Origin of the sequence: Rhizobium leguminosarum, assembly GCF_010668065.1 — a bacterium.
Taxonomy (GTDB): Bacteria; Pseudomonadota; Alphaproteobacteria; order Rhizobiales; family Rhizobiaceae; genus Rhizobium; species Rhizobium leguminosarum_S.
In genome coordinates, this window is sequence record NZ_WUEN01000001.1 from 299,764 (window position 1) to 323,251 (window position 23,488).

22 protein-coding genes are annotated in these 23,488 nt (G+C 62.1%); 12 read left to right on the forward strand and 10 right to left on the reverse strand.

What is annotated here, in order from left to right; genetic code table 11:
• The first annotated feature begins 102 nt into the window (after positions 1 to 102).
• Entirely contained in the window at positions 103 to 3,459 is a 3,357-nt protein-coding gene (locus GR198_RS01375) for a PAS domain-containing hybrid sensor histidine kinase/response regulator (protein WP_164067023.1), read from the forward strand.
• Between the two features lie 14 nt (positions 3,460 to 3,473).
• On the opposite strand, the gene mnmD is transcribed toward GR198_RS01375, so the two are convergent.
• Complete coding sequence (mnmD, locus tag GR198_RS01380) at positions 3,474 to 4,232, reverse strand: tRNA (5-methylaminomethyl-2-thiouridine)(34)-methyltransferase MnmD (protein WP_164067025.1); 759 nt, start codon at positions 4,230 to 4,232, stop codon at positions 3,474 to 3,476.
• Here mnmD and GR198_RS01385 point away from each other — a divergent pair.
• The 8 genes from GR198_RS01385 to GR198_RS01420 all read left to right on the forward strand — a co-directional run bounded on the left by GR198_RS01385 (position 4,231) and on the right by GR198_RS01420 (position 9,731).
• Positions 4,231 to 5,409, forward strand: coding sequence for an NAD(P)/FAD-dependent oxidoreductase (locus GR198_RS01385; protein ID WP_164067027.1), 1,179 nt, complete (start codon positions 4,231 to 4,233; stop codon positions 5,407 to 5,409). The two genes, mnmD and GR198_RS01385, sit on opposite strands and share 2 nt — an antisense overlap.
• A 114-nt stretch (positions 5,410 to 5,523) precedes the next feature.
• Positions 5,524 to 6,231, forward strand: coding sequence for a DUF1045 domain-containing protein (locus GR198_RS01390; RefSeq protein WP_011653058.1), 708 nt, complete (start codon positions 5,524 to 5,526; stop codon positions 6,229 to 6,231).
• 115 nt (positions 6,232 to 6,346) lie between these two features.
• Positions 6,347 to 7,270, forward strand: coding sequence for an allantoinase PuuE (gene puuE / locus GR198_RS01395; protein WP_164067030.1), 924 nt, complete (start codon positions 6,347 to 6,349; stop codon positions 7,268 to 7,270).
• Positions 7,270 to 7,770 (forward strand): 2-oxo-4-hydroxy-4-carboxy-5-ureidoimidazoline decarboxylase, encoded by a 501-nt coding sequence (uraD, locus tag GR198_RS01400; RefSeq protein WP_164067034.1) that lies wholly within the window; start codon positions 7,270 to 7,272, stop codon positions 7,768 to 7,770. The genes puuE and uraD overlap by 1 nt, the downstream gene beginning before the upstream one ends.
• Positions 7,767 to 8,129, forward strand: a complete 363-nt coding sequence (locus tag GR198_RS01405; protein WP_017994887.1) for a HepT-like ribonuclease domain-containing protein — start codon at positions 7,767 to 7,769, stop codon at positions 8,127 to 8,129. Before uraD ends, GR198_RS01405 begins: the two co-directional genes overlap by 4 nt.
• Positions 8,113 to 8,634 (forward strand): ureidoglycolate lyase, encoded by a 522-nt coding sequence (locus GR198_RS01410; RefSeq protein ID WP_164067037.1) that lies wholly within the window; start codon positions 8,113 to 8,115, stop codon positions 8,632 to 8,634. Before GR198_RS01405 ends, GR198_RS01410 begins: the two co-directional genes overlap by 17 nt.
• Complete coding sequence (gene uraH, locus GR198_RS01415; protein WP_003541961.1) at positions 8,631 to 8,987, forward strand: hydroxyisourate hydrolase; 357 nt, start codon at positions 8,631 to 8,633, stop codon at positions 8,985 to 8,987. Before GR198_RS01410 ends, uraH begins: the two co-directional genes overlap by 4 nt.
• A 3-nt stretch (positions 8,988 to 8,990) precedes the next feature.
• Positions 8,991 to 9,731 carry a metallophosphoesterase family protein gene (locus GR198_RS01420; protein WP_029872317.1) on the forward strand — a complete coding sequence of 247 codons (741 nt, stop codon included), beginning with the start codon at positions 8,991 to 8,993 and terminating at the stop codon, positions 9,729 to 9,731.
• Positions 9,732 to 9,858: 127 nt separating this feature from the next.
• Here GR198_RS01420 and GR198_RS01425 read toward each other — a convergent pair whose 3' ends face one another.
• The 6 genes from GR198_RS01425 to GR198_RS01450 form a co-directional block, all read right to left on the reverse strand.
• The gene (locus tag GR198_RS01425) at positions 9,859 to 11,616 is read right to left on the reverse strand and encodes a flotillin family protein (RefSeq protein WP_029872316.1); all 1,758 of its coding nucleotides are present in this window, start codon (positions 11,614 to 11,616) and stop codon (positions 9,859 to 9,861) included.
• Complete coding sequence (locus tag GR198_RS01430; protein WP_003541958.1) at positions 11,613 to 12,260, reverse strand: OB-fold-containig protein; 648 nt, start codon at positions 12,258 to 12,260, stop codon at positions 11,613 to 11,615. Before GR198_RS01430 ends, GR198_RS01425 begins: the two co-directional genes overlap by 4 nt.
• A gap of 4 nt (positions 12,261 to 12,264) precedes the next feature.
• Positions 12,265 to 13,422, reverse strand: a complete 1,158-nt coding sequence (locus GR198_RS01435) for a PspA/IM30 family protein (protein ID WP_029872315.1) — start codon at positions 13,420 to 13,422, stop codon at positions 12,265 to 12,267.
• A 130-nt stretch (positions 13,423 to 13,552) separates the two neighbouring features.
• Positions 13,553 to 14,695: an alpha-hydroxy acid oxidase gene (locus GR198_RS01440; RefSeq protein ID WP_164067040.1), complete on the reverse strand. Its 1,143-nt coding sequence runs from the start codon at positions 14,693 to 14,695 to the stop codon at positions 13,553 to 13,555.
• A gap of 122 nt (positions 14,696 to 14,817) precedes the next feature.
• Positions 14,818 to 16,128, reverse strand: coding sequence for a guanine deaminase (guaD, locus tag GR198_RS01445; protein WP_164067043.1), 1,311 nt, complete (start codon positions 16,126 to 16,128; stop codon positions 14,818 to 14,820).
• Positions 16,125 to 17,363, reverse strand: a complete 1,239-nt coding sequence (locus GR198_RS01450; RefSeq protein ID WP_164067046.1) for a urate hydroxylase PuuD — start codon at positions 17,361 to 17,363, stop codon at positions 16,125 to 16,127. The genes guaD and GR198_RS01450 overlap by 4 nt, the downstream gene beginning before the upstream one ends.
• 113 nt (positions 17,364 to 17,476) lie before the next feature.
• Between GR198_RS01450 and GR198_RS01455 the strand changes: the two genes are divergently transcribed.
• Entirely contained in the window at positions 17,477 to 18,163 is a 687-nt protein-coding gene (locus tag GR198_RS01455; RefSeq protein WP_164067049.1) for a Type 1 glutamine amidotransferase-like domain-containing protein, read from the forward strand.
• Between the two features lie 163 nt (positions 18,164 to 18,326).
• Positions 18,327 to 18,659: a hypothetical protein gene (locus tag GR198_RS01460; protein WP_164067052.1), complete on the forward strand. Its 333-nt coding sequence runs from the start codon at positions 18,327 to 18,329 to the stop codon at positions 18,657 to 18,659.
• An 87-nt stretch (positions 18,660 to 18,746) separates the two neighbouring features.
• Here GR198_RS01460 and gcvA read toward each other — a convergent pair whose 3' ends face one another.
• Complete coding sequence (gene gcvA, locus GR198_RS01465; protein WP_011653043.1) at positions 18,747 to 19,643, reverse strand: transcriptional regulator GcvA; 897 nt, start codon at positions 19,641 to 19,643, stop codon at positions 18,747 to 18,749.
• Between the two features lie 101 nt (positions 19,644 to 19,744).
• Between gcvA and GR198_RS01470 the strand changes: the two genes are divergently transcribed.
• Entirely contained in the window at positions 19,745 to 19,936 is a 192-nt protein-coding gene (locus GR198_RS01470; protein ID WP_025395541.1) for a hypothetical protein, read from the forward strand.
• Here the strand turns inward: GR198_RS01470 and xdhC are convergent.
• Positions 19,912 to 20,727, reverse strand: coding sequence for a xanthine dehydrogenase accessory protein XdhC (gene xdhC / locus GR198_RS01475; protein ID WP_164067055.1), 816 nt, complete (start codon positions 20,725 to 20,727; stop codon positions 19,912 to 19,914). The two genes, GR198_RS01470 and xdhC, sit on opposite strands and share 25 nt — an antisense overlap.
• A 302-nt stretch (positions 20,728 to 21,029) precedes the next feature.
• Positions 21,030 to 23,369 carry a xanthine dehydrogenase molybdopterin binding subunit gene (xdhB, locus tag GR198_RS01480; protein WP_164067058.1) on the reverse strand — a complete coding sequence of 780 codons (2,340 nt, stop codon included), beginning with the start codon at positions 23,367 to 23,369 and terminating at the stop codon, positions 21,030 to 21,032.
• Positions 23,370 to 23,488: the final 119 nt, after the last annotated feature.

The window sequence follows — 23,488 nt, forward strand, 5'->3', positions numbered from 1 at the left end:
CGTAAAATTCCGCTGTCGAATTTTATGGTTAAAACCTTGTTAAAAGCCTTGGCGTTATAGTTTTTGTAGTCGATATTTCATTTATTGCGGGAGCGATATTTTTTGAAATCAGCCGGGGAACTTCTGGAGTTGGCTTGCCGCCGGATCGCTGATCTGGATACCCCGGCCTATGTCAAGAACAGCGAGCTGCGTTATATCGCCGTCAACGAGGCCTATGCCCGCTTTCTAGGCCGCGAGATCTCCGATTTCATCGGCAGGCGCAGCCGCGAGCTTCTCGACCGCCCCGAGGAAGAGGAGCGCGAGGACAAGGAACGCCGCGCGCTGGTGTTCGGCACCGAGGAAAACGCCATCTGCTTCGATGCGGCGGGTGTCGGGCATGAGCGCATCCAGATCGAAAGCTTCTCGCCGTCGCCGGACCGGGCTTATGTGCTCGGCATTTTCGAAGTGCGAGCGCCGCAGCGCCGGGCCGCGGACGATAGCGCCGCCGCCGATTTCGCTCGCGTGCGCGAGGCGCTGGAACAGCTCGACCAGCCGATCGGCATCTTTGCAGGGGATGGCCGGCCGCTGGTCGTCAACGCCGCCTATCGCAACGGTGCAAAGCCCGCGGCTGTCGGCGACACGGCCTGGCACGAGAGCGTCAATGAGCTCGACCTGCTGCGGACCATCCTGGAGGACCTCCCGGTCGCAGCCTTCGTGCGCGACGAGAAGCATCGCCTCGTCTACGCCAATCAATATTACGAGACCTTCAGCGGTCATAGCCGTTCTCGGGTCCTTGGGATGACCGAACACGAAATGTTCGGTCCGGACGGGGGCGAGGCGATCTACCAGGAAAACCTGCTGGCGTTGCAGGGAGGCAGGTCGAAGGAGATCGAAAGCCTGCTGCCGAGCAAGGACGGCCATATCTATTCCGTCCTCTCGCGCGTCAACCGCGTCGTGACAGCGGATGGTCGGCCCTATGTCGTCGGCTCCTTTTCGGACATCTCGCCACTCAAGGAACGAGAGAAGGCGCTGATCGAGGCGCAGAAACACAAAGAGGTGCTGCACCGGGATATCGAGAATATCCTACGCTCGTTGCCGGTCGGCGTGCTGATCCTCGATAACGACCACCGGATCCTCTACGTCAACGACGAGTTCTACGGCATCTGGGAGCTGCCACTCGACGATCCCTTCGATGGCCGGCCCTTCATCGACGTCATCCGCCGCAATTATGAGCTCGGTCGCTACGACGGCACGCAGACGCCCGAGGAGATCTACGATTTCCGCAAGCACCTGTTCGAGACCGAGGAGCCCGAGCCGATCGAGCTCGGCTGGGCGGGCGGCAAATCCGTCATCTTCGATAGCCGCCGTATCTCGAACGACCGGATCCTGCTCACCTATGCCGACATTACGGCCGTGCGTGAGCGGGAAAATGAAGTCCACGAGGCCCGTGCCGCGCTGGAACATCTCGGCGAGTTGTTGCGCGACGCGACGCATGCCATGCCGCAGGGCCTAGCCATCGTTCAGGACGGCATTATCAAGATGTCCAATGAGGCGTTGGCTCATATCCTGGAGATTCCCTCCACCTATATCGAGACCGGGCAGGGTTGGCTCGGCATGTTCGAGTTCTGCGCGGCGCGCGGCGACTTCCACGAGGACGCGGCCGAGATTCTGCAAGGTTGGCGCGACAGTATCGCGGCCAGGTTGCCGATCTCCACGGCCTTCCATGTCGGCGGCGAGCGCTGGGTGAACATGGATGCGACGGTCAGCAAGGGGCAACACTGGGTGGCGCTCTTCACCGACGTCACCGAGCTCAAGAGCCGCGAGGAGGAGCTACGCCAACTGCTGTCGCGCGCCGAAGCCGCCGATCGCGCCAAATCCGAATTCCTTGCCAATATGAGCCATGAGATCCGCACGCCGATGAACGGCGTGCTCGGCATGGCGGAGCTGCTCGCCAAGACCAATCTCGATACCCGCCAGAAGACCTTCGTCGATATCATCGTCAAGTCGGGTAACGCGCTGCTGACGATCATCAACGATATCCTCGACTTCTCGAAGATCGACGCCGGGCAGATGAAACTGCGCAAGGCCGCCTTCGATATCACCGAAGCGGTGGAGGACGTGGCGACACTCTTGTCCTCGCACGCCGCCGAGAAGAACATCGAACTCCTGGTGCGGGCCGCACCCGATCTGCCCGCCGCTGTGATCGGCGACGCCGGGCGTTTCCGCCAGATCGTCACCAATCTCGTCGGCAACGCCGTCAAGTTCACCGAGCGCGGCCATGTCTTCGTCGATGTCGGCTTCCAGCCGGCGGCCGGCGGCGAGGTCATGGCGTGCATCCGCATCGAGGATACCGGCATCGGCATCCCGCCGGAGAAGCTCGAATCGGTCTTTGATAAATTCTCGCAGGTGGACGCCTCGTCGACCCGGCGGCATGAAGGAACCGGCCTCGGTCTTGCGATCACCGCCGGGCTCGTCGACCTTTTCGGCGGTTATCTCAGCGTCGAAAGTGAATGGGGCAAGGGCTCCGTCTTCACCATCAACCTGCCGTTTGCGGTGGCGGCTGCCCGCCTTGAGCCCAAGCCGTTGCCGATCAATGTGCAGGGTGCGCGTATCCTCGTCGTCGACGACAATGAAGTAAACCGGCGAATCCTCACCGAGCAGCTGTCTCTCTGGGGCTTCGACGGCGTGGCCGCCGAGGGCGGCGGCACCGGGCTTGCGATCCTGGAGGCGGCGGCCGGTCTCGGCGTTACCGTCGACGCCGTCGTGCTCGACTATCACATGCCCGATATGAACGGCGCCGATGTCGCGCGCCGGCTGCGCGCCGATCCCCGCTTCGTCGAACTGCCGATCATCTTCCTGACGTCGATGGATATTTCGGGCACCGAAAAGGAATTCGCGGCGCTGAACGGCCACGCGCATCTGATGAAGCCGGCGCGCGCCAACGTGCTGCGCAACACGGTCGTCGAAGTGGTGCGCGCCAGCCGCGTCAAGCAGGCTTCCGAAGCCGAGATTGCCCGGCTGCAGACGGAAGCGGCCGCGCCGGAGCCGGCGCCTATGCCGCAGAAGCGGGCCGCTGAATTCGTCGACGTGCTCGTTGCCGAGGACAACGAGGTCAACCAGATCGTCTTCACGCAGATCCTGCAAGGCACGGGTCTTTCCTTCCTCGTCGTCGACAATGGCAAGGAGGCGGTCGCCGCCTGGGAGCGGCATACGCCGCGCATTATCATGATGGACGTCTCAATGCCCGTCATGAACGGCCATCAGGCGACCCAGACGATCCGCGAACGGGAAAAGGGGCAGGGCCACCGGGTGCCGATCATCGGCGTCACCGCCCATGCGCTCGAAAGCGACCGCGAACTCTGCCTCGATGCCGGCATGGACGACTACATGTCGAAGCCGATCAGCCCCGAACTGCTCGAGGAAAAAATCCGCCAGTGGCTCGGAACGAGCGAGCAGCAGCCGGAGCGCACCAGCTACTGACCTCCGGATAATTTTTATGAACGGTGATGGTTGGTGGGTAGTGCTTCAGCGCCCAACATTTTTACGCCGCAGAGCATTTCGCGCTTGCCGGCAAAGCCCTTGCGGCGCTCGACGGCAAAGCCTGCGGCGATGAGGTTGCGGCGCACGAAGCCGGCCGCCGCATAGGTGGCGAAGGTGCCACCGGCTGCGCTTTTCTCGCAGACGAGCCGCATCAGTTGCTCCGACCACATATCGCTGTTGCGCGACGGGGCGAAGCCGTCGAGATACCAGGCGTCGAAGCCGGGCGTGGCCGCCGTCACGCCCTCCAAGGCATGGCCGCATACGACGCTGAGCGTGGTCTGGGCATCGAGATCGAGCTCAACGATGCCATCAGGCGCTTGCGGCCACGCCGCTGTCAGCGCTTCGCATTCGGCATCGATCTCCGGCCAGTGCGACAGCGCCCGGCCGATTTCTTCGCCGCGCATCGGGTGGAGTTCGAAGGAGATGAAATGCAGGTGCTGGCCGTCTGCACGGTGGAGTTTCCATTGCCGCCAGGTCTCGGCGAAGTTCAGGCCGGTGCCGAAGCCGAGCTCACCGATCAGGAAGTGCTTCCGCCCGCTCCATCGTTCCGGCAGGCCGTTGCCGGCGAGAAAAACATGGCCGCATTCCAGCCGCCCGTCGGTCTGGCAATAAAAATGATCGCCAAAGGCGGTGGAATAGGGCATATCGCCGTCGCGCCATTCGAGCGGCTGCGGGGCGCCTGCGCCAATCTGATCGGGGTTCACGTCTGTCATGGAAAAAGCCGATAGTCCTGCGCCGGTCTCAGGTCAATCGTCCTGCGAATTGCTGATCGTCGGCGGCGGCATTATGGGTCTCTGGGCGGCCGTCCATGCCGAGCGCCGTGGTATCCGTACCTTTGTCGCGGACGCCGGCAGCCTAGGCGGAGGTGCGAGCGGCGGCCTGCTCGGGGCGCTGATGCCGCACATGCCGGATCGCTGGTCGGAGAAGAAGCAGTTCCAGTTCGATGCGCTGGTCTCGCTCGAAGCCGAGATCGCAGGGCTCGAAGCCGAAACCGGACTTTCAGCCTGCTATAACAGGTCCGGGCGGCTGATCCCGCTACCGAAGCCGCATCTCAATAAAATAGCGCTCGGTCACTCCAGGGACGCCGAACACCATTGGCGGTCAGGGGACCGCCGTTTCCAGTGGCATGTGCTCGACAGGCCGCCGGTCGACGGCTGGATCGAGGCGTCCGCCGGCGAGAGCGGCTTCGTGCACGACACACTCGCCGCCCGCGTGGCGCCCCGCTCGTTGATCGCGGTGCTCACAGCCTTCCTGCGGCGGGCAAAGCATGTTCGCATCCTGGAGCATGCGACGGTTGCCGGCCTCGATCCCGAACGCGGCATTGCCGAGGTCGGCGGCGAGACCGTTGCCTTCGGGCGCTGCATCATCGCCGCCGGCCACCAGTCCTTTCCACTGCTCGAAGGCCTGACGCCGGGGCTGAAACAGCCACTCGGCCAAGCTGTGAAGGGGCAGGCGGCGCTGCTCAAGGCCGATATCGATCCTGCCTTGCCGACCATCTTCCTCGATGGGCTTTATGTCGTGGCCCATGAGGGCGGACATGCCGCGATCGGCAGCACCAGCGAGAACCGTTTCGACGATCCTACTTCCACCGATGCCCAGCTCGACGCACTGATCGACGCGGCGCGTGCGATCGTGCCGGCGCTTCGTTCCGCGCCGGTCGTCGAGCGCTGGGCGGGGCTTCGCCCGAAGGCGATCGACCGCGATCCAATGGTGGGCTGCCACCCTGACCATCCGCGCCTGATCGCGCTGACCGGCGGCTTCAAGGTCAGTTTCGGCCTCGCGCACCTGCTGGCGGAGGCGGCGATATGTATCGCAGGCGATGAACCTCACGAATTTTCGCTGCCGCAAAGCTTCGCGATTTCGAGCCATATCGCGGTGGCTTCACGTTAAACGTGAATTAGCCGCTGCTCTGCTTCGTTATTCTGTCATGCAAATCACCTATCTGCTTGCGCATCGACAGCGTCGGATCTGAACGGCGCTCACTTCCTTGATGGAGGAAATTGCATGCGCTATGCCATTTGCTTCACGCCTCCGGCGAGCGACCCGTTGTCGCTCGTGGCCGCCAATTGGCTTGGCCGAAACGTGTTTTCGGGCGATATGATGGAGCCTCCGGCAGTTCGTGGCCTCGGTATTCACGAGATCGCCTTCCATACCGCCGTGCCGCGGCGCTACGGCTTTCACGGCGTTTTGAAGGCGCCCTTTCACCTATCCCACGACATGCCCGAATCGCAACTCCTGCGCGATCTTATGCGGTTTTCCGGGACCTTCGTTCCCTTTCAGATTCCGCGTATCGAAGTTGCCCGGCTCGGCAATTTCTACAGCCTGCTGCCGAGCACTCCCTGCGAGCAGATCCAGTATCTCGCCTCGGCGATCGTGCAGGAATTCGATCGTTTTCGCGCACCGCTCAGCGAGGCCGAGATCGAACGCAGCGATCCGGACGGGCTGTCGGCGACGCAGTTTTCCAATCTGCATCGCTGGGGCAATCCCTATGTGATGGAGGAGTTCCGCTTCCATATGCCTGTGACAGGCCCCGTCAACGCGATCGACATGCCGCGCATCGAGCCGGTGTTGCGGACGATCTTCGAGCCAGTCCTCTGCGAACCTGTAATGGTTTCCAACGTTGCCCTGATGATCGAAGAGGGCACTGGCGGTCCTTTCCGCGTTCATTCGCTGCATCCGATGGGCAAGGTCAGCGCGCGCAAAATCGCTTGAATCTGCTGATGAGCTAAAGGCTTGTGCCGTAAAGGCAAAATCCGGCGGAGCAGTTTCCGTCTCGACATTCCGGCTGCGGATGCTACCGTTCCCCGTCTTTTCAGAAGGTGATTTGATGGTATCCGAGACTTATCCGCGCAATCTAGTCGGTTACGGGCGTCTGACGCCCGATCCGAAATGGCCGGACGAGGCACGCGTCGCTGTGCAGTTCGTCATCAACTACGAGGAGGGCGGCGAAAGCTCGATCCTCGACGGAGATCCGGCTTCCGAAAACCTGCTGTCGGAGATCGTCGGTGCGGCCGCCTGGCCGGGGCAGCGCAACCTCAACATGGAATCGATCTATGAGTATGGTTCGCGCGCCGGCTTCTGGCGGCTCTGGCGGATGTTCACCGATCTCAAGGTGCAGACGACCGTCTACGGCGTGACGCTGGCGATGGCCCGCAACCCCGAGGCCGTCGCCGCGATGAAGGAGGCCGGCTGGGAGATCGCCAGCCACGGCTACCGCTGGCTGGAATATAAGGATTTTCCCGAAGATCTTGAGCGCAAGCATATCCTCGAAGCCGTGCGCCTGCACACCGAGCTTACCGGCGAGCGGCCCTACGGCATGTATCAGGGCAAGCCTTCCGACAATACGCTTCGGCTGGTGCAGGAGGAGGGCGGTTTCCTCTATTCCTCCGATTCCTACGCCGACGACCTGCCTTACTGGGTGAAGGGCGTCGACGGTAAGCCCTTCCTGATCATCCCCTATACGCTCGAAACCAACGACATGCGTTTTGCGACGCCGCAGGGCTTCAATGCCGGCGATCAGTTCTTCACCTATCTGAAGGACGCGTTCGATACGCTTTATGAGGAAGGCAAGGCGGGCAGCCCGAAGATGATGTCGGTCGGATTGCATTGCCGCCTCGTCGGACGTCCCGGCCGGGCGGCAGCGCTGAAGCGCTTTATCGAATATGTACTGAAGCACGACAAGGTCTGGATTCCGCGCCGCATCGAGATCGCCGAGCACTGGCACAAGCATCATCAGCCGGAAGCGCTCTGATGATGTCGCGCGAGGATTTCGTTTCCCGCTTCGGCGGCGTCTTTGAACATTCGCCTTTCATCGCCGAGCGCGCCTATGACGCCGGCCACGTGACGGAGCCGCTGAAGGCGGCCGGCGTGCATGCGTCGCTAACCGCTGTCTTCCGGGCGGCAAGCCCGCAGGAGCGGAGCGGCGTGCTCAGCGCCCATCCTGACCTTGCCGGGCGTCTCGCGATAGCGGGCGAACTCACTGAAGACAGCCGGAAGGAGCAGTCCGGCGCCGGTCTCGACCGCTTGAGCCCGGCCGAACATGCCCGCTTCACCGAACTCAATTCGGCCTATGTCGAAAAATTCGGCTTTCCCTTCATCATCGCCGTCAAGGGGCTCGGCAAGGACGATATCCTGTCGGCCTTCGAAACACGGATCGGCAATGGCAGGGACGAAGAATTTGCGACCGCGACGGCGCAAGTCGAGCGGATCGCGCTGCTGCGCCTGACGACGATGCTGCCGGAGGCTGAATGAACGAGCGGCGCGCGATCGACTATCTCAATGAGATGTATGAGGCGGCATCCGAAGCGCTGTCTTTCGTCGGCGGAATGGATGGGGCGGCGTTTGCCGGGGACAAGCTCACTTTCAAGGCGGTCACCTTTTGCCACTTCACCATCGGTGCCGCGGCATCCCGCTTGCTGGTGACTCATCCGGAATTTGCGAGCGAGCATCCCGATCTGCCGTGGACGAAAATCTGCGGCACGGGCAACCGTATCCTCGACGGTGTCTTTGACCTCGATCCTTCCGACATCTGGGAGGCGACGTATCGCACGCTGCCGGAGCTTCTTTCCGCGATCGATGCCATCCGTCACTGGCATGCCGAAGGTGAGTGAGCGATTGCCCCCACATCTCGACATCCGTCCGCTTACGAGATCCGCCTTTGCTTCCTTCGGCGAGGTGATCGAAGCCGATCCCGCCTCGATGCGGCTCATCAATGGCGGCACGACGGAGCGTTTCCATGCGCTCGCCGCCACCGAGGCGACGGGCGAGGGTGCGCGCGTCATCATCAACCTCTTTCGCGGCCAGCCGCGCAGCTTCCCCTATGAAGTCACCATGATGGAGCGCCATCCTTTCGGCAGCCAGAGTTTCTCGCCGGTCTCGGGCCGTCCTTTTCTCGTCGTCGTCTCCGATGACGAGAACGGCCGCCCGGGCAGGCCGCAGGTGTTTCTGGCGCGCGGCGATCAGGGCGTGAACTATCGCCGCAACGTCTGGCATCATCCGCTGATGGCGCTCGGCCAAGCCTGTGATTTCCTGGTCGTCGACCGTGACGGGCCGGGCAATAATCTGGAAGAGTACTTCTTCGAAACCCCTTATATCATCAAAGAGCCAGCCCCATGACCGGACTGACCACACATGTTCTCGACACCGCTCTCGGCAAACCGGCCGAGGGCTTGAGGATCGATCTTTTCCAGCTTGACGGCGAGATTCGCAGGCATCTGAAGACGGTGGAGACCAATGCCGACGGCCGGGTTGACGGCGGCCCCATCCTCATTGGCGAAAATTTTCGGGCCGGAACCTATGAACTGGTCTTCCACGCCGGCGATTATCTGAGGGCCAGCGGCACGCCGCTGCCGCATCCCGCCTTCCTCGATCTCGTGCCGATCCGCTTCGGCATTGCCGACGTCACGGCGCATTACCATGTGCCGTTGCTGATATCGCCTTACGGCTATTCTACCTACCGAGGGAGCTAAAAAATGCGGTTTGCGGCAATCGCCGACATTCACGGCAACCACCTGGCGCTTGAAGCCGTGCTTGATGACATTCGCGCGCAGGGCATCGAGGAGATCGTCAATCTCGGCGACTTCTTCAGCGGACCACTTGAGGCGGGCAAGACGGCAGATCTGATGATGCCGCTTAATCTGACATCGGTTCGCGGCAATCACGACCGATACCTGATCGAACAGGATCCGGCGGCGATGCATGTTTCGGATGCCGCCGCCTATCGTCAATTGTCGCCGTCGCATCTCGATTGGGTGCGAAGCCTGCCGTTCGATACCGTCTATCGCGGCGAGGTCTATCTCTGCCACGCGACGCCGAAGGACGACAATCTCTACTGGCTGGAATCGGTGTCGCCGGAGGGCTTCGTCTTCCTGAAGCCGATCGAAGCGATCGCAGCACTAGCCGAAGGCATCGACCTGCCGCTGATCCTCTGCGGTCACAGCCACATCCCTCGAGTCGTCCGGCTTTCCGACGGCCGCCTGATCGTCAATCCTGGCAGCGTCGGATGCCCGGCCTATGACGACGAGCTGCCTTATTATCACAAGGTGGAAGCCGGCCATCCGCTGGCGAGTTATGTCATTCTGGAAAAGGCGGCGGGCGGATGGACATGGCAGTTCCGAACCGTCGCCTATGACCATATGGCGATGTCGGCACTGGCCGCCGAAAGGGGCCGTGCCGACTGGGCAGGCGCGCTGGCAGCGGGTTGGGTGAGATAGAGCATGATGCCGAAAAGTGTGTGCGGTTTTCGGGCGACATCATGCTCTAACTATTTACAGGATTCAGATATTAGGCCGAACCGGCCTAATATCATCCTGTTCTAGTCCAGATCCGCTTGCGCGGCGATCAGTCCTTCTTCGGTGCCGGCTTCGGCGCCGGAGGGATGATCGTTTGTGTCGGAGTTGCTGTCGGCATTGCAGTCTTTGCCGGGGCGGAAGCTGGCGTTGCCGGTCTTGCCGGTTTTGCGCCATCGAGATTTCCAAGAAGGGATGAGATGGCATCGTCGCCGTCGAAGCCGGCTTCCTTCAGCAATTTGTCCAGGATCGGTTTGTTCGCCTGGTAGGAGAGGAGCTGGCCGGCCAGTCCTTCGCCGAGCCCGATGCCATTTCCGCCGGCCGCTCCGTTTCCGCGGCCGAGCATGCCGCCGGTGTCGAATATCCTGATATCGGAGATCTTCTCGATCGGCTTGACCGCTTCGGCGAGCGCCTGCGGAATGATGCGGATGCGTTCGCGGGTGATCTCGAACTCGATGATAGCAGAGCTCAACTTGTTGCGCGCGTCGTTGAGCAACGCCTCGCTCTCGGCCGCGGCCTTGCCGGTTTCGAGAATGCCCTTGGCCTTGATGATCGCCGCATCCGCCTCGGCAGTGGCGAGCGTCTTGATGGCCTCGGCCTGGTCGCTTGCCGCCTGTTTTTCGGCTTCGGCGCCGACGGTGACGGCAGTCGCTTCGGTCTCGGCTTTCTTGCGTGCGTCGATGACGGCAATCTGCTTTTCGCGTTCGGCAATCTCGATCGCCTTGGCGGTGCCGACCTTTTCTTCTGCCGCTATCGCCAGCGCGCGCGCCGTTTCCGCAGCCGCCTTCGCTTCGGATTCTTCACGGCTCTTGTTGGCAACGGCGATGGCGCTCTCCTGTGCCACGATCTGGAGGTCGCGCTTGGCTTCGGTTTCGCGTTGCTGGACGGCGCGGGCGGCGTCGATGTTGGCGCTTTCGCGAGCCTGCTTGGCAGATGCCTCGCGTTCGGCGATCGCCTGTTCGGAAGCGATGCGGGCTTCCTCCTCGGCGCGTTTTGCGGCCTGCTCCTGCTGCGCGGTTTCGGCGCGTGTCGCCGCGGATTTGTTGGCGATGTCGCGTTCCTGGCTGAGTTCGGCTTCCCGTTTGGTCCGCTCGATGGTTAGCGATTGCTGGCGGGCCTCGAGATCCTTCTGGGCGATGGCGACTTCGGTGTCGCGAACGATCTCGTTTCGCTCCTTCTTGCGTCCCTCGGTGATGCGGGTCAATGCCGCAAGACCCTGCGCATCGAAGAAGTTGTTGGCGTTAAAATGCTTGATATCGGTCTGGTCGAGGCGTGTCAGCGACACGGATTCGAGTTCGAGGCCGTTCGACTGGAGGTCGGCGCCGACAGCTTCCTGCACGGCCTTGACGAAATCCATGCGCTGTTCCTGCAGCGCGTCGAGATTCATCGTTGCGGCGACCGAGCGAAGGCCGTCGACGAATTTCGCCTCGATCAGGATGCGGAGAGCCTCGGCGTCGTTGGTGCGGTTGCCGAGTGTCTGAGCTGCAAGCGCAATCGAGGAGGCATCGGGTTTCACGCGCACATAGAATTCGGCGCCGATATCGACGCGCATGCGGTCCTTGGTGATCAGTGCATCGCCTTCGCCGCGGCGAACCTCGAGGCGCAATGTCTTCAGGTTCACCCGGGCGGTCGAATGGAAGATCGGCAGGACGACCGAACCGCCGTCGAGCACGACCTTCTGGCCGCCGAGGCCGGTGCGCACATAGGCCTCATCGCGGCTGGAGCGCGTGTAAAGAGAGGCGAGGACAAAACCGATGCCGAAGATCAGAACAATCCCAATGCCGGCTGGTAGAATAACGTCGTACATCATTGCTGCTCCCTCAAAGATTGATTGTCCGCATCGGCGGGGTCGACCGGCGCGGGAATGGCGATAAACACATTTGCCTTGTGATCGACGAGAAGAACCGAAGCGCCGATCGCGAGCGGACCTTCGCCCTTGGCGGCTCGGGCTCGAAGCACATGCCAGTTTCCATGCTGATCCTTGACGCGGACGCGGCCCGGCAGTCCCTGATCGAGCGGGCCGATCGAGACCTCGGCGGTCCGGCCGAGCAAGGCGTCGAGATCGACCGCATAGGTTTCGTCGTGCGGTACGATCCGCGCCACGGTTCTGCTCGATGCCCTGACCATGGGGATGGTTGCGAGCGCGGCAGGTATGACGGCTATCAAGCTTGGCAGCGGCGCCCAGAAGGCGTTGGCGACGGCCTGCAACGCAAAGCCCGTCATCGCGAAAAAGCCGAGCGTCAGCATCATGAGAATCAGCAGGGGAACACCGCCGAGATTGAGCCAGGAAAGGTAAGCCAGGATGCCGTCATGGCCATGAACCTCTGGCTTTCCCAGAAATTCCGTCATCGAAAAACCCATGACCATCGCGAGCATCTCGATCGCGGTCAGGCCGACAAGGATCGCTGCGGCGATGGCAAAGGGCGCACATTCAGGGGAGAAAAGGAGTGCCATCGTGTTATCGGTTATCCGCCTTGAAGCGTGCGAACCGGGCTTCGATTGCCTGTTCGCGGTGCAGTCGGTCGAGTTCGTCCAATTCGGAACTGTGGCCATGCTCGCCAGCGGGAACTCCGGTCAGCCGCGAGACGGCTGCGGCAGCGCGGGCAGCATCTGCGCCCGGCGCGGACTGGCTATGACCGGTTGCGGCCTGTTCGGGATGCCGGGCAATGCTGCGCTTGAAATCGGCAAGGCGAGCGTCCGCCTCGCGGCGCGTGGCGAGCACGGCCTGCAAGGCTTTCTGGCCTTCGTCCAGCTGTTCCCTGGCATCGGCCAGCGCCTTATCCAGAGCTGCGATCTGGGATTCGAGATCGATCTGGCGGGCAACGCCGGCCTTTGCCAGGTCATCCCGCTGAGACGAGACAGCGAGGCGGATCTTCTGGTCGAGCGCGTTCAGGTCTTCGACGATTTCGTCCCTGCGGCTCTGGATGCGATATTCCTCGGCGTGCGCCTTGCCGAGATCGGTGCGGGCCTCATCAGCCGCCGCATCGATCTCGCGGACCGCCTGTTCGATGACGGCGATCTTGTTGACGCCTTCCGCCTTGTCGATCGCCGCATTCGCGATGCCCGCGATCAGGCGACCCATGCGTGAGAGAATGCCTTCGTTCGTCATGTTTTCCTCCATCCGAGCGGAATTCGGCGTGACGCCGATGTGAATCTCGTAACGGTCCTGGCCCGCAACGAGGTAGGCCGGAAAAATACTCTCCCATCCCCGTGAATAACCCGCGACATCGAAGGGCACGGCAACGCGTCCGTGCACCGTGGCGATCGTCAGGTCCGAGGGGCCTTTGATAGCGAAGAGCTTATCGTCGAGTGGCAGATGCGGCGGATCGGCGGTCGCGCCGCGATTGGCGGCGAAATCGCGAAGGCCGAGCGTGACCAGTCTCGCCGGCAGGCCCGTCTGCTCGCGGACGGTTTCATAGGCAAGGTCATGCAGCACGACGAGATTGGCGCCCGCCTTGTCGGCGACGAGGCTGGTCAGGATTTCGATCATCCTGAGATAGGCGGCAATGGTGTCGTCCAGCGCCTGCCGGGCGTAGTCGTCAGGCGCCAGCGTGTAGCGCAGCAGCGATGGATGCGGTGTCTTGCCTGTGGTAGCCATAGGCAAAACATAAAGCACCGCTTTTGTGCTTTCAAGATGCGGCGCTAAAAATACAACCTAGTCTTAACGCGCAGTTAGAAAGACCGAGGGCAGCGTCCAGTATCGAGATATTTAGGGAGCCGTTGCTGCGTCCGTCGCTGGCGGCAGGTCACTGCCGCCCGTCGATGATCGACGAATTCACGTCGTTGACGTCGCGCTTGCCGCAGAGCGCCATGGTGATGTCCATCTCTTTGCGGATGATGCCGAGCGCCAGCGATACGCCTTCCTTGCCCATGGCACCGAGGCCGTAGAGGAAGGGGCGGCCGATATAGGTACCCTTGGCGCCGAGCGCCACGGCCTTCAGCACGTCCTGGCCGGAGCGGATGCCACCATCGAGATGGATCTCGATACGGTCGCCGACGGCGTCGACGATCTTCGGCAGCATACTGATCGAGGAGGGGGCGCCGTCAAGCTGACGCCCGCCATGATTGGAGACGACGATCGCATCGGCGCCGGTGTCGACGGCCGCCTTGGCATCCTCCGGATCGAGAATGCCCTTGATGATCAGCGGGCCGCCCCATTGTTCCTTGATCCAGGCGACATCCGCCCAGGAAAGCCGCGGATCGAACTGCTCATGTGTCCACGAGGCCAGCGAGGCGATACTGGTGACATTTTTCGCATGGCCAACGATATTGCCGAAGTTGCGGCGCTTGGTCTGCAGCATGTCCAGGCACCAGAAGGGCCGGGTCGCCATCTGCCAGATATGTTTCGGGCTGAATTTCGGCGGCGCCGACAGGCCGTTGCGCAGGTCCTTATGCCGCTGGCCGAGGATCTGCAGATCAGCGGTCAGCACCAGCGCCGAGCATCCGGCCGCCTTGGCGCGGTTGATGAGGTTGAGGACGAAATCCTTGTCCCTCATCACGTAGAGCTGGAACCAGAAGGGGCGTGTCGTCGCTGACGCCACGTCCTCGATCGAGCAGATGCTCATCGTCGAAAGCGTGAAGGGAACGCCGAACTCCTCGGCGGCGCGTGCCGCCAGCATCTCGCCGTCGGCATGCTGCATGCCGGTCAGGCCGGTCGGCGCCAGAGCCACCGGCATCGACACTTTCTGGCCGATCATCGTCGTTGCCAGCGTGCGGTTGGTCATATCGACCATCACTCGCTGGCGCAGCTTGATCTGGCTGAAATCGCTCTCGTTCGCCGCGTAGGTCGATTCCGTCCAGGCGCCCGAATCCGCATAGTCGAAAAACATCTTCGGCACACGGCGCCGTGCCAGCTTTTTCAGGTCGGCGATGGTGAGCGGGGTGGCCATGAATTGAACCTTCACATCTGAATGCGACTATCGGCCATAACATGAATTTGGCAGGGGTGTTACGGGAAACTGGCCGTGCCGGGCTGCTTTTCACGGTCCAAATTCGAGAGTAGTAGGGCGTGTCATCGAAGCCCCGCCTTCAACGCAACACCTGCCACATAGGTCTCGGTGATCGCCCGGTCGTCGCCCATCGTCTGCAGCAGGAAGAGTTCCTCGGGCAGCGTCTTCACCACTTCCATCTTCAGCGCCATGGCGGGTGTCGCTGCCGCATCGAGCACGACGAGATCGGCCTCGGTGCCGGGTTCCAGCGTGCCGATCCGGTCCGCCAGCGAGAGGGCCTCGGCATTGCCACGCGTCATCAGGTAATAGCTTTCCAGCGGGTTCAGCCGTTCGCCGAGCAACTGCTGGATCTTGTAGGCCTCGTCCATCGTCCGCAGCATCGAATAGCTGGAACCGCCGCCGATATCGGTCGCCACGCCGATACGGACCGGCTTTTCCCGCCGCGCCAGTGCCTTCAGCGGAAACAGGCCTGAGCCGAGGAAGAGGTTCGAGGTCGGGCAGTGGACGGCGACGGCGCCCGCCTCGCTCATCGCGTCGGCCTCGCGCTCGGACAGGTGTATGCAATGGCCGAAAAGGCTTTTTGGCCCGAGCAGGCCGTAGTGGGAGTAGATGTCGGTATAGTCGAGCGCGTCGGGATAGAGCTCGCAGGTAAATCTGATCTCGTCGTGATTTTCCGAAAGATGCGTCTGGATGTGCAGATCGGGAAATTCGCGGGCAAGGACTGATGTCGCTTCCATCTGCGCCGGTGTCGAGGTGATGGCGAAGCGCGGGGTGATGGCGACGTGGTTGCGGCCCTTGCCGTGCCAGTCCGCTATCACCTGGCGGGTCTCGTCATAGCCCATCTCGGGCGTGTCGAGCAGGCCCTGCGGGGCATTGCGGTCCATCATCACCTTGCCGCCGACCATGCGCATATTGCGCCTCATCGCCTCGGCGAAGAAGGCGTCGGCCGAGGTCTTGTGCACGGAGCAATAGGCGACCGCCGTCGTCGTGCCGTGGCGGATCAACTCGTCGTAGAAATGCGTGGCGATCCTTTCCGCATGCGCGCTTTCGACGAAACGGCATTCCTCGGGAAAGGTATAGGTATTCAGCCATTCGAGCAGATTGGCGGCGTAGGAGGCTATCACCTGCATCTGCGGAAAATGCAGGTGCATGTCGATGAAGCCCGGCATGATCAGATGCGGGCGGTGGTCGATTTCGGTCGTGTCCGCGGCTGCTTTTGCCTTGACGTCGGCATAGGGGCCGATAGCGGTGATCAGCCCATCTTCGACCAACAGGCCGCCATCCTCTTCGTAAACATAGCTTTGGCTGTCGGCGAGGCTTAGCGGCGCGCGATGGAAGGAAAGCAGGCGGCCGCGCAGGAGTGTCGTCGTCATTGTTTCTTGCCTTCGACTGCGCTCTCGAACCAGGTGACCAGCAGCTTGCGCTCGTCCGGCGTAATGTCGGTGATGTTGCCGGGCGGCATGGCATGGCTGCGGCCCGCCTGTATATAGATCTCACGGGCACGGGCGGCGATTTCCGCGTCGTTTTCGAGCATCACGCCATTGGGTGGCCGCACGATACCCTCATAGACCGGCTCGGCCGCGTGGCACATGGAACAGCGCGTCGAGACCAGTTGTTTGACGGCGGGGAAATGCGGATCGCCGGCGAATTGCTGGAAGGCGGGCGCGACCGCCGCCGCATCCGTTTCGCCCGTCAGCAGCTTCGGCACGGTCGAAAGCCACATGATCAGGATGAAAAGAATGACGGTGACGATCCAGGTCCAGGTAGGCCGGCCCTTCCTGGCATGCGTCGTGTTGAACCAGTGGCGGATGGTGACGCCCATCAGGAAAACCAGAGCCGCAATCACCCCGTTGAACTGCGTACCGAAGGACAGCGGGTAATGGTTCGACAGCATGAAGAAGATGACGGGCAGCGTCAGGTAGTTATTGTGTAGCGAGCGCTGCTTGGCGACCTGCCCATATTTGGGATCGGGAACCCGTCCGGCGATGAGGTCGGCGACGACGATCTTCTGGTTCGGAATGATGATCATGAAGACGTTGGCCGACATGATCGTCGCGGTGAAGGCGCCGAGATGCAGGAAGGCGGCACGGCCGGTGAAAAGCTGCGTATAGCCCCAGGCCATGAAGACGAGCACGACATAGAGCACCGCCATCAGTCCCCAGGTGTTCCGCCCGAGCGGCGACTTGCAGAGCAGATCGTAGACGACCCAGCCGAGGGCAAGCGATGCCAGCGAGATTAGGATCGCGACGGGCGGACTGATATCCAGCACATGCCGATCGATCAGGAAGAGATCGGCGCCGCCGTAATAGACGATGCACAGCATCAGGAAGCCGGATATCCAGGTGAAATAGCTCTCGTATTTGAACCAGGTCAGGTGTTCCGGCATCTGAGCGGGCGCTACCAGATATTTCTGGACATGATAGAAGCCGCCGCCATGGACCTGCCATTCCTCGCCATAGGCGCCGGGTGGCAGATGTGGGCGTTTCACCAGTCCGAGATCGAGCGCGATGAAATAGAAGGACGATCCAATCCAGGCGATCGCGGTAATGACATGGAACCAGCGCGCCGCAAAGGCGAGCCATTCCCATGCTATGGCATATTCATACATCGAGTTCCCCTATCTTCCTCCGACTCGTGACATTGCGGAAATTTTGGCGGGGAGGGAAGAGGAGATTGAAGGACCACACGCTCAATCGCTGACGCGGCCAAAGGAGCATTGGAATGATCACCGCACTCTACAGCGATCAGGTCATCGCCGAAAACGCGCCAATGGACCGCCGGCTTGCCGCGCTCGTCCTCGCGCGCGGAAACCGCATCGGCTATATCGCATCCGGTCCGGACCCGCAGCGGGAGTTTTTCAACGAGAAACGGCGATATTATCGCAGCTACGGGCTTTCCCTCGATCTCTTCTTCGATCTCGACGTGCTTTCCGGTGACGAAGAGATCGGCCGGTTGTTTTCCTGCGACGCCATCCATCTTTCCGGTGGGCATACCGGCGATTTTCTGAGACGGCTGCGCCGAAACGGCATGCTGGACAAGCTGCGCTCATGGGCATTGGACGACGGCATTCTCGTCGGAACCAGCGCCGGGGCGATTTTGATGACGCCGACGATCGCCGTCGACGCGCTCTTTTCCGGCGGTCCGCCTGATGCGGTGCAGGATGGCGCGGCTCTTGATCTCTTGCCCTTCGATTTCTTCCCGCATCTGAACGACGATCCCGGCTATCTCTCCGCGCTGCTGCGCTACAGCGAGACGACGGCAACCCCCATTTTCGCATGCCGGGACGGCGAAGGTCTCATCCTCGGCAACGGGCTCGTCGAGATCTTCGGCGCTCCGCTGACGATTTCCGGCGGTTTTGCCGAAGCTGCCGATCGCGGCCGCGTCGCCGATCTGCTGTCGCGTGCCTAAAAGCTGCCGAGAAGGCTGTGTATTATCCCTGCCTTATACTTGATCTGCTAATTCAGCAGGCCTTGAACTACGACGACTCGATTACAGTTATTTTGCGGGCCGCCGGAATAAAATAAGAACCGTTAGATCATCGGCGGCGCATTCATCGACGGAGAAGATGCCCATGCGCAGCATTCTGACGTGTGTGATGATTGCGTATGCGTCGTTGGCGATGGCTCACGACGCACCCTTGGGGTGGAGTTACGACCCCTATTGTTGCAACGGCAACAGTCATAATGGCGATTGCCAAATGATCCCTTCGAAAAGCGTGACGGTGACGCCAGGCGGATATCGAGTGACGCTGATGCCGGGCGACCACCGGCTGGTCACGCATGCTCATGTCTTCCTGCTGCCGATGACGAAGGCGATGCAATCCGGCGATAACGACTATCATCTCTGTCTGTTCCCGAACGAGGATACGCCGCGCTGTTTCTATGCGCCGGAAATGGGATTTTGAAGCCGAGCCAGAGGACCGGACCCGGCTCACGAACCGGGTCCGACATGTCGTTGTCCGAAAATGGCTGCACACTTTAGGTGGCATGCATCAATTTCCGGCTGCCTTCATCTCTTCGAGGATCCAGTTGCGGAAGGCCTTGATCTTGGGCACGTTGCGACGGTTTTCCGGGTAGACGAGCCAGTAAGCCTTGCCGTCGCTGCGGGTCAGTTCGAAGGGTTGATAGAGCCGGCCGAGCGCTATCTCGGCCGCATAGAAGGCTGGATGAAGGATGGCGACGCCATGGCCGGCGATCGCGGCATCGGCTTCCACTGCCTGAGAGCCAAGCTGGTTGCGCGGGCGCCGATCGAGATCCGTCTCCGTGACGCCGGCAGCCTCGAACCATTGTTTCCACCAGATGTCGCCGGCGTCGAAGAGATCGAAGTTCAGGAGATCGCGCGGCTCCCTGATGCCGCCTGCCGCCTCCGCCAGTTTGGGGCTCAGCATCGGCGTGAATTCCAGGCCCATCAGCCGGTGCAGCGCCAGCCCCGGCCAGTTGCCGTCGCCCCAGCGGATGCCGACATCGATCTGCTCGCGGGCGAAGTCGATGATATCCGAACTCGCCTGAAAGCGCACCGCGATGGCCGGATGTTTCAAATGGAAGGAGCCGAGGCGCGGCGCCAGCCACTTCGAGGCGAAGGTATGGGTCGAACTGATGGCGAGCGTGCCTTCGACGCTATCGCGCGCCGTCGCCATCGCGTCGTGCAGCATGGCGAAGGCTTCGGTCACCTTCGGCGCCAGCCGCTCGCCGGTGTCCGTCAGTGCGATCTGGCGGGGACGGCGCAGGAAGAGCGGCTCGCCGACATTCTCCTCCAGCAGCTTAATCTGGTAGCTGACGGCGGTCTGCGTCATGCCGAGTTCGTCGCCCGCCTTGGTGAAACTTCCCAGCCGGGCAGCGGCCTCGAAGACGCGTAACGCATTCAACGGGAATTGTTTGGAGAGTTTCATGGATAAGTTCTCTTGATGCAGGCAGACGGTTGTTCGATTGGAATTGCAGCACTTTTGGCCGCAAACTGCAACTCATACCATCAAACCATCGAGGTGATGTCATGGATTGCTATGCTATCGAACAGAGCCCGCCGCAGCCGACCATCGGAATTTTCCGGCGCCTCGGCGGCCGGCTGGCGCGGATCTGGCGCATGCCCAGCCTTGATCTCGATACGGCGCCCGATCGCGTCAAGCGCGATCTCGGTTTCCTCGACGGGCGCGATCCCTATTACGAAGACGAGCGCATGCGGTAGGCGCCAAGCGCCGTCAGGATCTCGGCGGCGGTCATGGCGGCGATCACTTCAGGGCGCTTGTCTCTGACCGCCGTGCCGCCGATCGGCAACGTCAGCCGCTCCATCCAGCCGCGCTTGCCGCCGCCTTCGCGAGAAAGCCAGCTAGCGAAGGTGGCGCGCTTGGTCGCCGAGCCGATCATGCCGGCATAGGCGAGATCCGTTCTTTCCAGCGCTTCGCGGGCGATGAGGAAATCCAGCGCATGATCGTGCGTCAGGATGACCACCACACCGCCGGCCGGAATATCCTTCACTAGCGCTTCCGGCATCGGCATGAGCCGCGTCTTCGTCTCGGCAGGCAGGTTTGCGAGCTCTTCCTGCCGCGTTTCGACGACCGTCACCGACAGCGGCAGCGGCGCAAGGGCCGTTGCCAGCGCCCGGCCGACATGGCCGGCGCCGAAGAGATAGACCTCGGGCAGGCGCTCGATCTCACTGGTTAGCCTGGCCCCGATTTCTTCGGCAACCGCCTGCGTCACCCGGCGAAACCGCAATTGCGTGCGCCCACCGCAGCACTGACCGATGTCAGGCCCGAGCGGGATATCCATCTCCGCCACCCCGCCGGTTCCCGCCAAAATGTCCCGCGCATTCGCGATCGCCATGAATTCGAACTGGCCGCCGCCGATCGTGCCCCACAATGCGGTTTGCGATACCAGCATAAAGGTGCCGGCCTCGCGTGGGGTCGAGCCCTGCGTGCCGGTGATGTCGACCAGGATCGCGTCGGGGTGGGCGGTGAGGAAGGGGTGGATGTCGGTCATCGGTGGATGGTCGATGGGTTGGTAGGTGTGTCACCCCCCTCTGTCCTGCCGGACATCTCCCCCACAAGGGGGGAGATCGGTATGAGGCGGCGGCTTTCCGAAACAGAGAAGTCGTAGCGTAGAGTCGGACTTTGGTGATGTAGCGGCAGGGTAGCGAGGCGCAGAGCATTCCGTCTTGCTGATCTCCCCCCTTGTGGGGGAGATGTCCGGCAGGACAGAGAGGGGTATCGCTCACTCCAAGCTCCCTGCCCGCCCCGATCAACCGTCGTGGGCAACAAACCAGCCGGACGCGTTTCCATCTCCTACACCTGCTTCATCCGCTCGACCGCCATCAGCACCCGTTCCGGTGTCGCCGGAGCGTCGAGCCTCGGGCAGACCTTGTAGTTGGCCACACTTGCTACCGCCATCGACAGCGCTTCCAGCACCGAGATCGCCAGCATCAAGGGTGGTTCGCCGACGGCCTTGGAGCGGCCGATGGTGGCTTCGGTATTCTCGGACCATTCGGCGAGGCGCACGTTGAAGATCTTCGGACGGTCGGAAGCGAGCGGGATCTTGTAGGTCGAGGGGGCATGGGTGCGCAGCCGGCCCTTGTCGTCCCACCAGAGTTCTTCCGTCGTCAGCCAGCCCAGTCCCTGCACGAAGGCGCCTTCGACCTGGCCCATATCGATCGCCGGATTCAGCGAGCGGCCGACATCGTGGAGGATGTCGGTGCGATCGATCAGATATTCGCCCGTCAGCGTGTCGATCGAAACTTCGGTGCAGGAGGCGCCGTAGGCGAAATAATAGAAGGGCGTGCCGCGGCCGGCCTTGCGGTCCCAATGGATCTTCGGCGTCTTGTAGAAGCCGGCGGCGGAAAGCTGGACGCGGGCGAAATAGGCCTGCTTGATGAAATCGGGGAAGGGGATCTCGATCTCGCCGACGCGCACGCGGTTCGGCAGGAAGACGACGTCGGCGGTCCCAACATCCCATTTCTCGGCGGCGAAGGCCACCAGCCGTTCCTTGATCTGGCGGGCGGCGTCATAGGCGGCCATGCCGTTCAAGTCCGAGCCGGAGGAGGCGGCGGTGGCTGAGGTGTTCGGCACCTTGGCCGTCGTCGTCGCAGTGATCTTCACCCTGTCGATATCGACCTGGAAGCTGTCGGCCAGCACCTGCGCCACCTTGGTATAGAGGCCCTGGCCCATTTCGGTGCCGCCATGGTTCAGGTGGATCGAGCCGTCCTGGTAGATGTGGACGAGGGCGCCTGCCTGGTTGAAGGCGGTCATGGTGAAAGAGATGCCGAATTTCACCGGCGTTAGCGCGATGCCCTTTCTGATATAGCGGCTGTCGCGGTTGAAGGCGATGATGGCGTTGCGCCGCGCCCGGTATTCGGCCGTTTCCTCCAACTCCTCGACGATGCGGGCGATGATATTGTCCTCAACCTCCTGATGGTAGGGGGTGAGTGTGCGCTCCGAACCCGGCTGCCCGTAGAAATTCAGTTTGCGGACATCGAGCGGATCCTTGCCGACGGCATAGGCGATCTCCTCGATGAAGCGTTCGGCGCCGAGCATGCCCTGCGGCCCGCCGAAACCGCGGAAGGCGGTGTTGGAGACGGTGTGCGTCTTCAACGGCTTCGAGGTCAGATGCACATGCGGATAGAAATAGCTGGAATCGGCATGGAAGAGGGCACGGTCGGTCACCGGTCCCGAGAGGTCGGAGGAGAAACCGCAGCGCGCCGCATAGGTGGCGTCGACCGCATGGATGCGGCCTTCGGCGTCGAAGCCGAGTTCGTAATCGACGAGGAAATCGTGGCGCTTGCCGGTGGCGCTCATATCCTCGTCACGATCAGGGCGGAATTTGATTGCACGGCCGAGCTTCTTGGCCGCGATGGCGGCAAGGGCTGCGAACTGGTTGCCCTGCGTCTCCTTGCCGCCGAAGCCGCCGCCCATGCGGCGCACATTGACGGTCACGGCGTTCGAAGGGATGTCGAGCACGTGGCCGACAATGTGCTGGATCTCGCTCGGATGCTGCGTCGAGGACCAGACAGTGACCTCGTCGTCTTCGCCGGGGATCGCCACAGCGATATGGCCTTCGAGGTAGAAATGCTCCTGTCCGCCGATGCGCATCTGACCTTTCAGACGCATGGCGGCGTTGCTCATTTCCGTGTCCGGCTCGCCGCGCCGCAGCGTCATCGGGGTGATGACCAGCGGGCTGCCATTGGCGAGCGCGCCGTCGATATCGCTCCAATGCGGCAGGTCGCGATAGTCGATCTTGGCCAGCAGCGCGGCGCGGCGGGCGGCATCACGCGTCTCGGCGATGACGGCAAAGATCGGCTGGCCATGAAACTGAACTAAAGTTTCGGCCAGCAGCGGCTCGTCATGGCTGCCGTTGGAGCTGACGTCGTTGACGCCAGGCACATCCTTGCCGGTGAAGACCCAGACGACGCCGGGATAGGCGGCGACCGCGGACAGGTCGATGCTGAGGATTTCGGCATGCGCCCGGTCGGAGAGGCCGAGGGCGCCATGCAGCAGACCTGCGGGTTCGGGAATATCGTCGATATAATCAGCGGTTCCGGTGACATGCTTATGCGCTGAATCATGCCGCAGCGAGCCGTGCATCGGGCCTGCGATGATGGCCTTGCGGTCTTCGAAGGTGGATTTGTCCATTAGCGGCGTCCTCTACGGCCGGCACCGTTTTGGCGGCCCCTCATCCGGCTGCCGCCACCTTCTCCCCGCTTGCGGGGAGAAGGGATATGCCGCGCCGTCTCCGTTCCTCGCCACCTCTC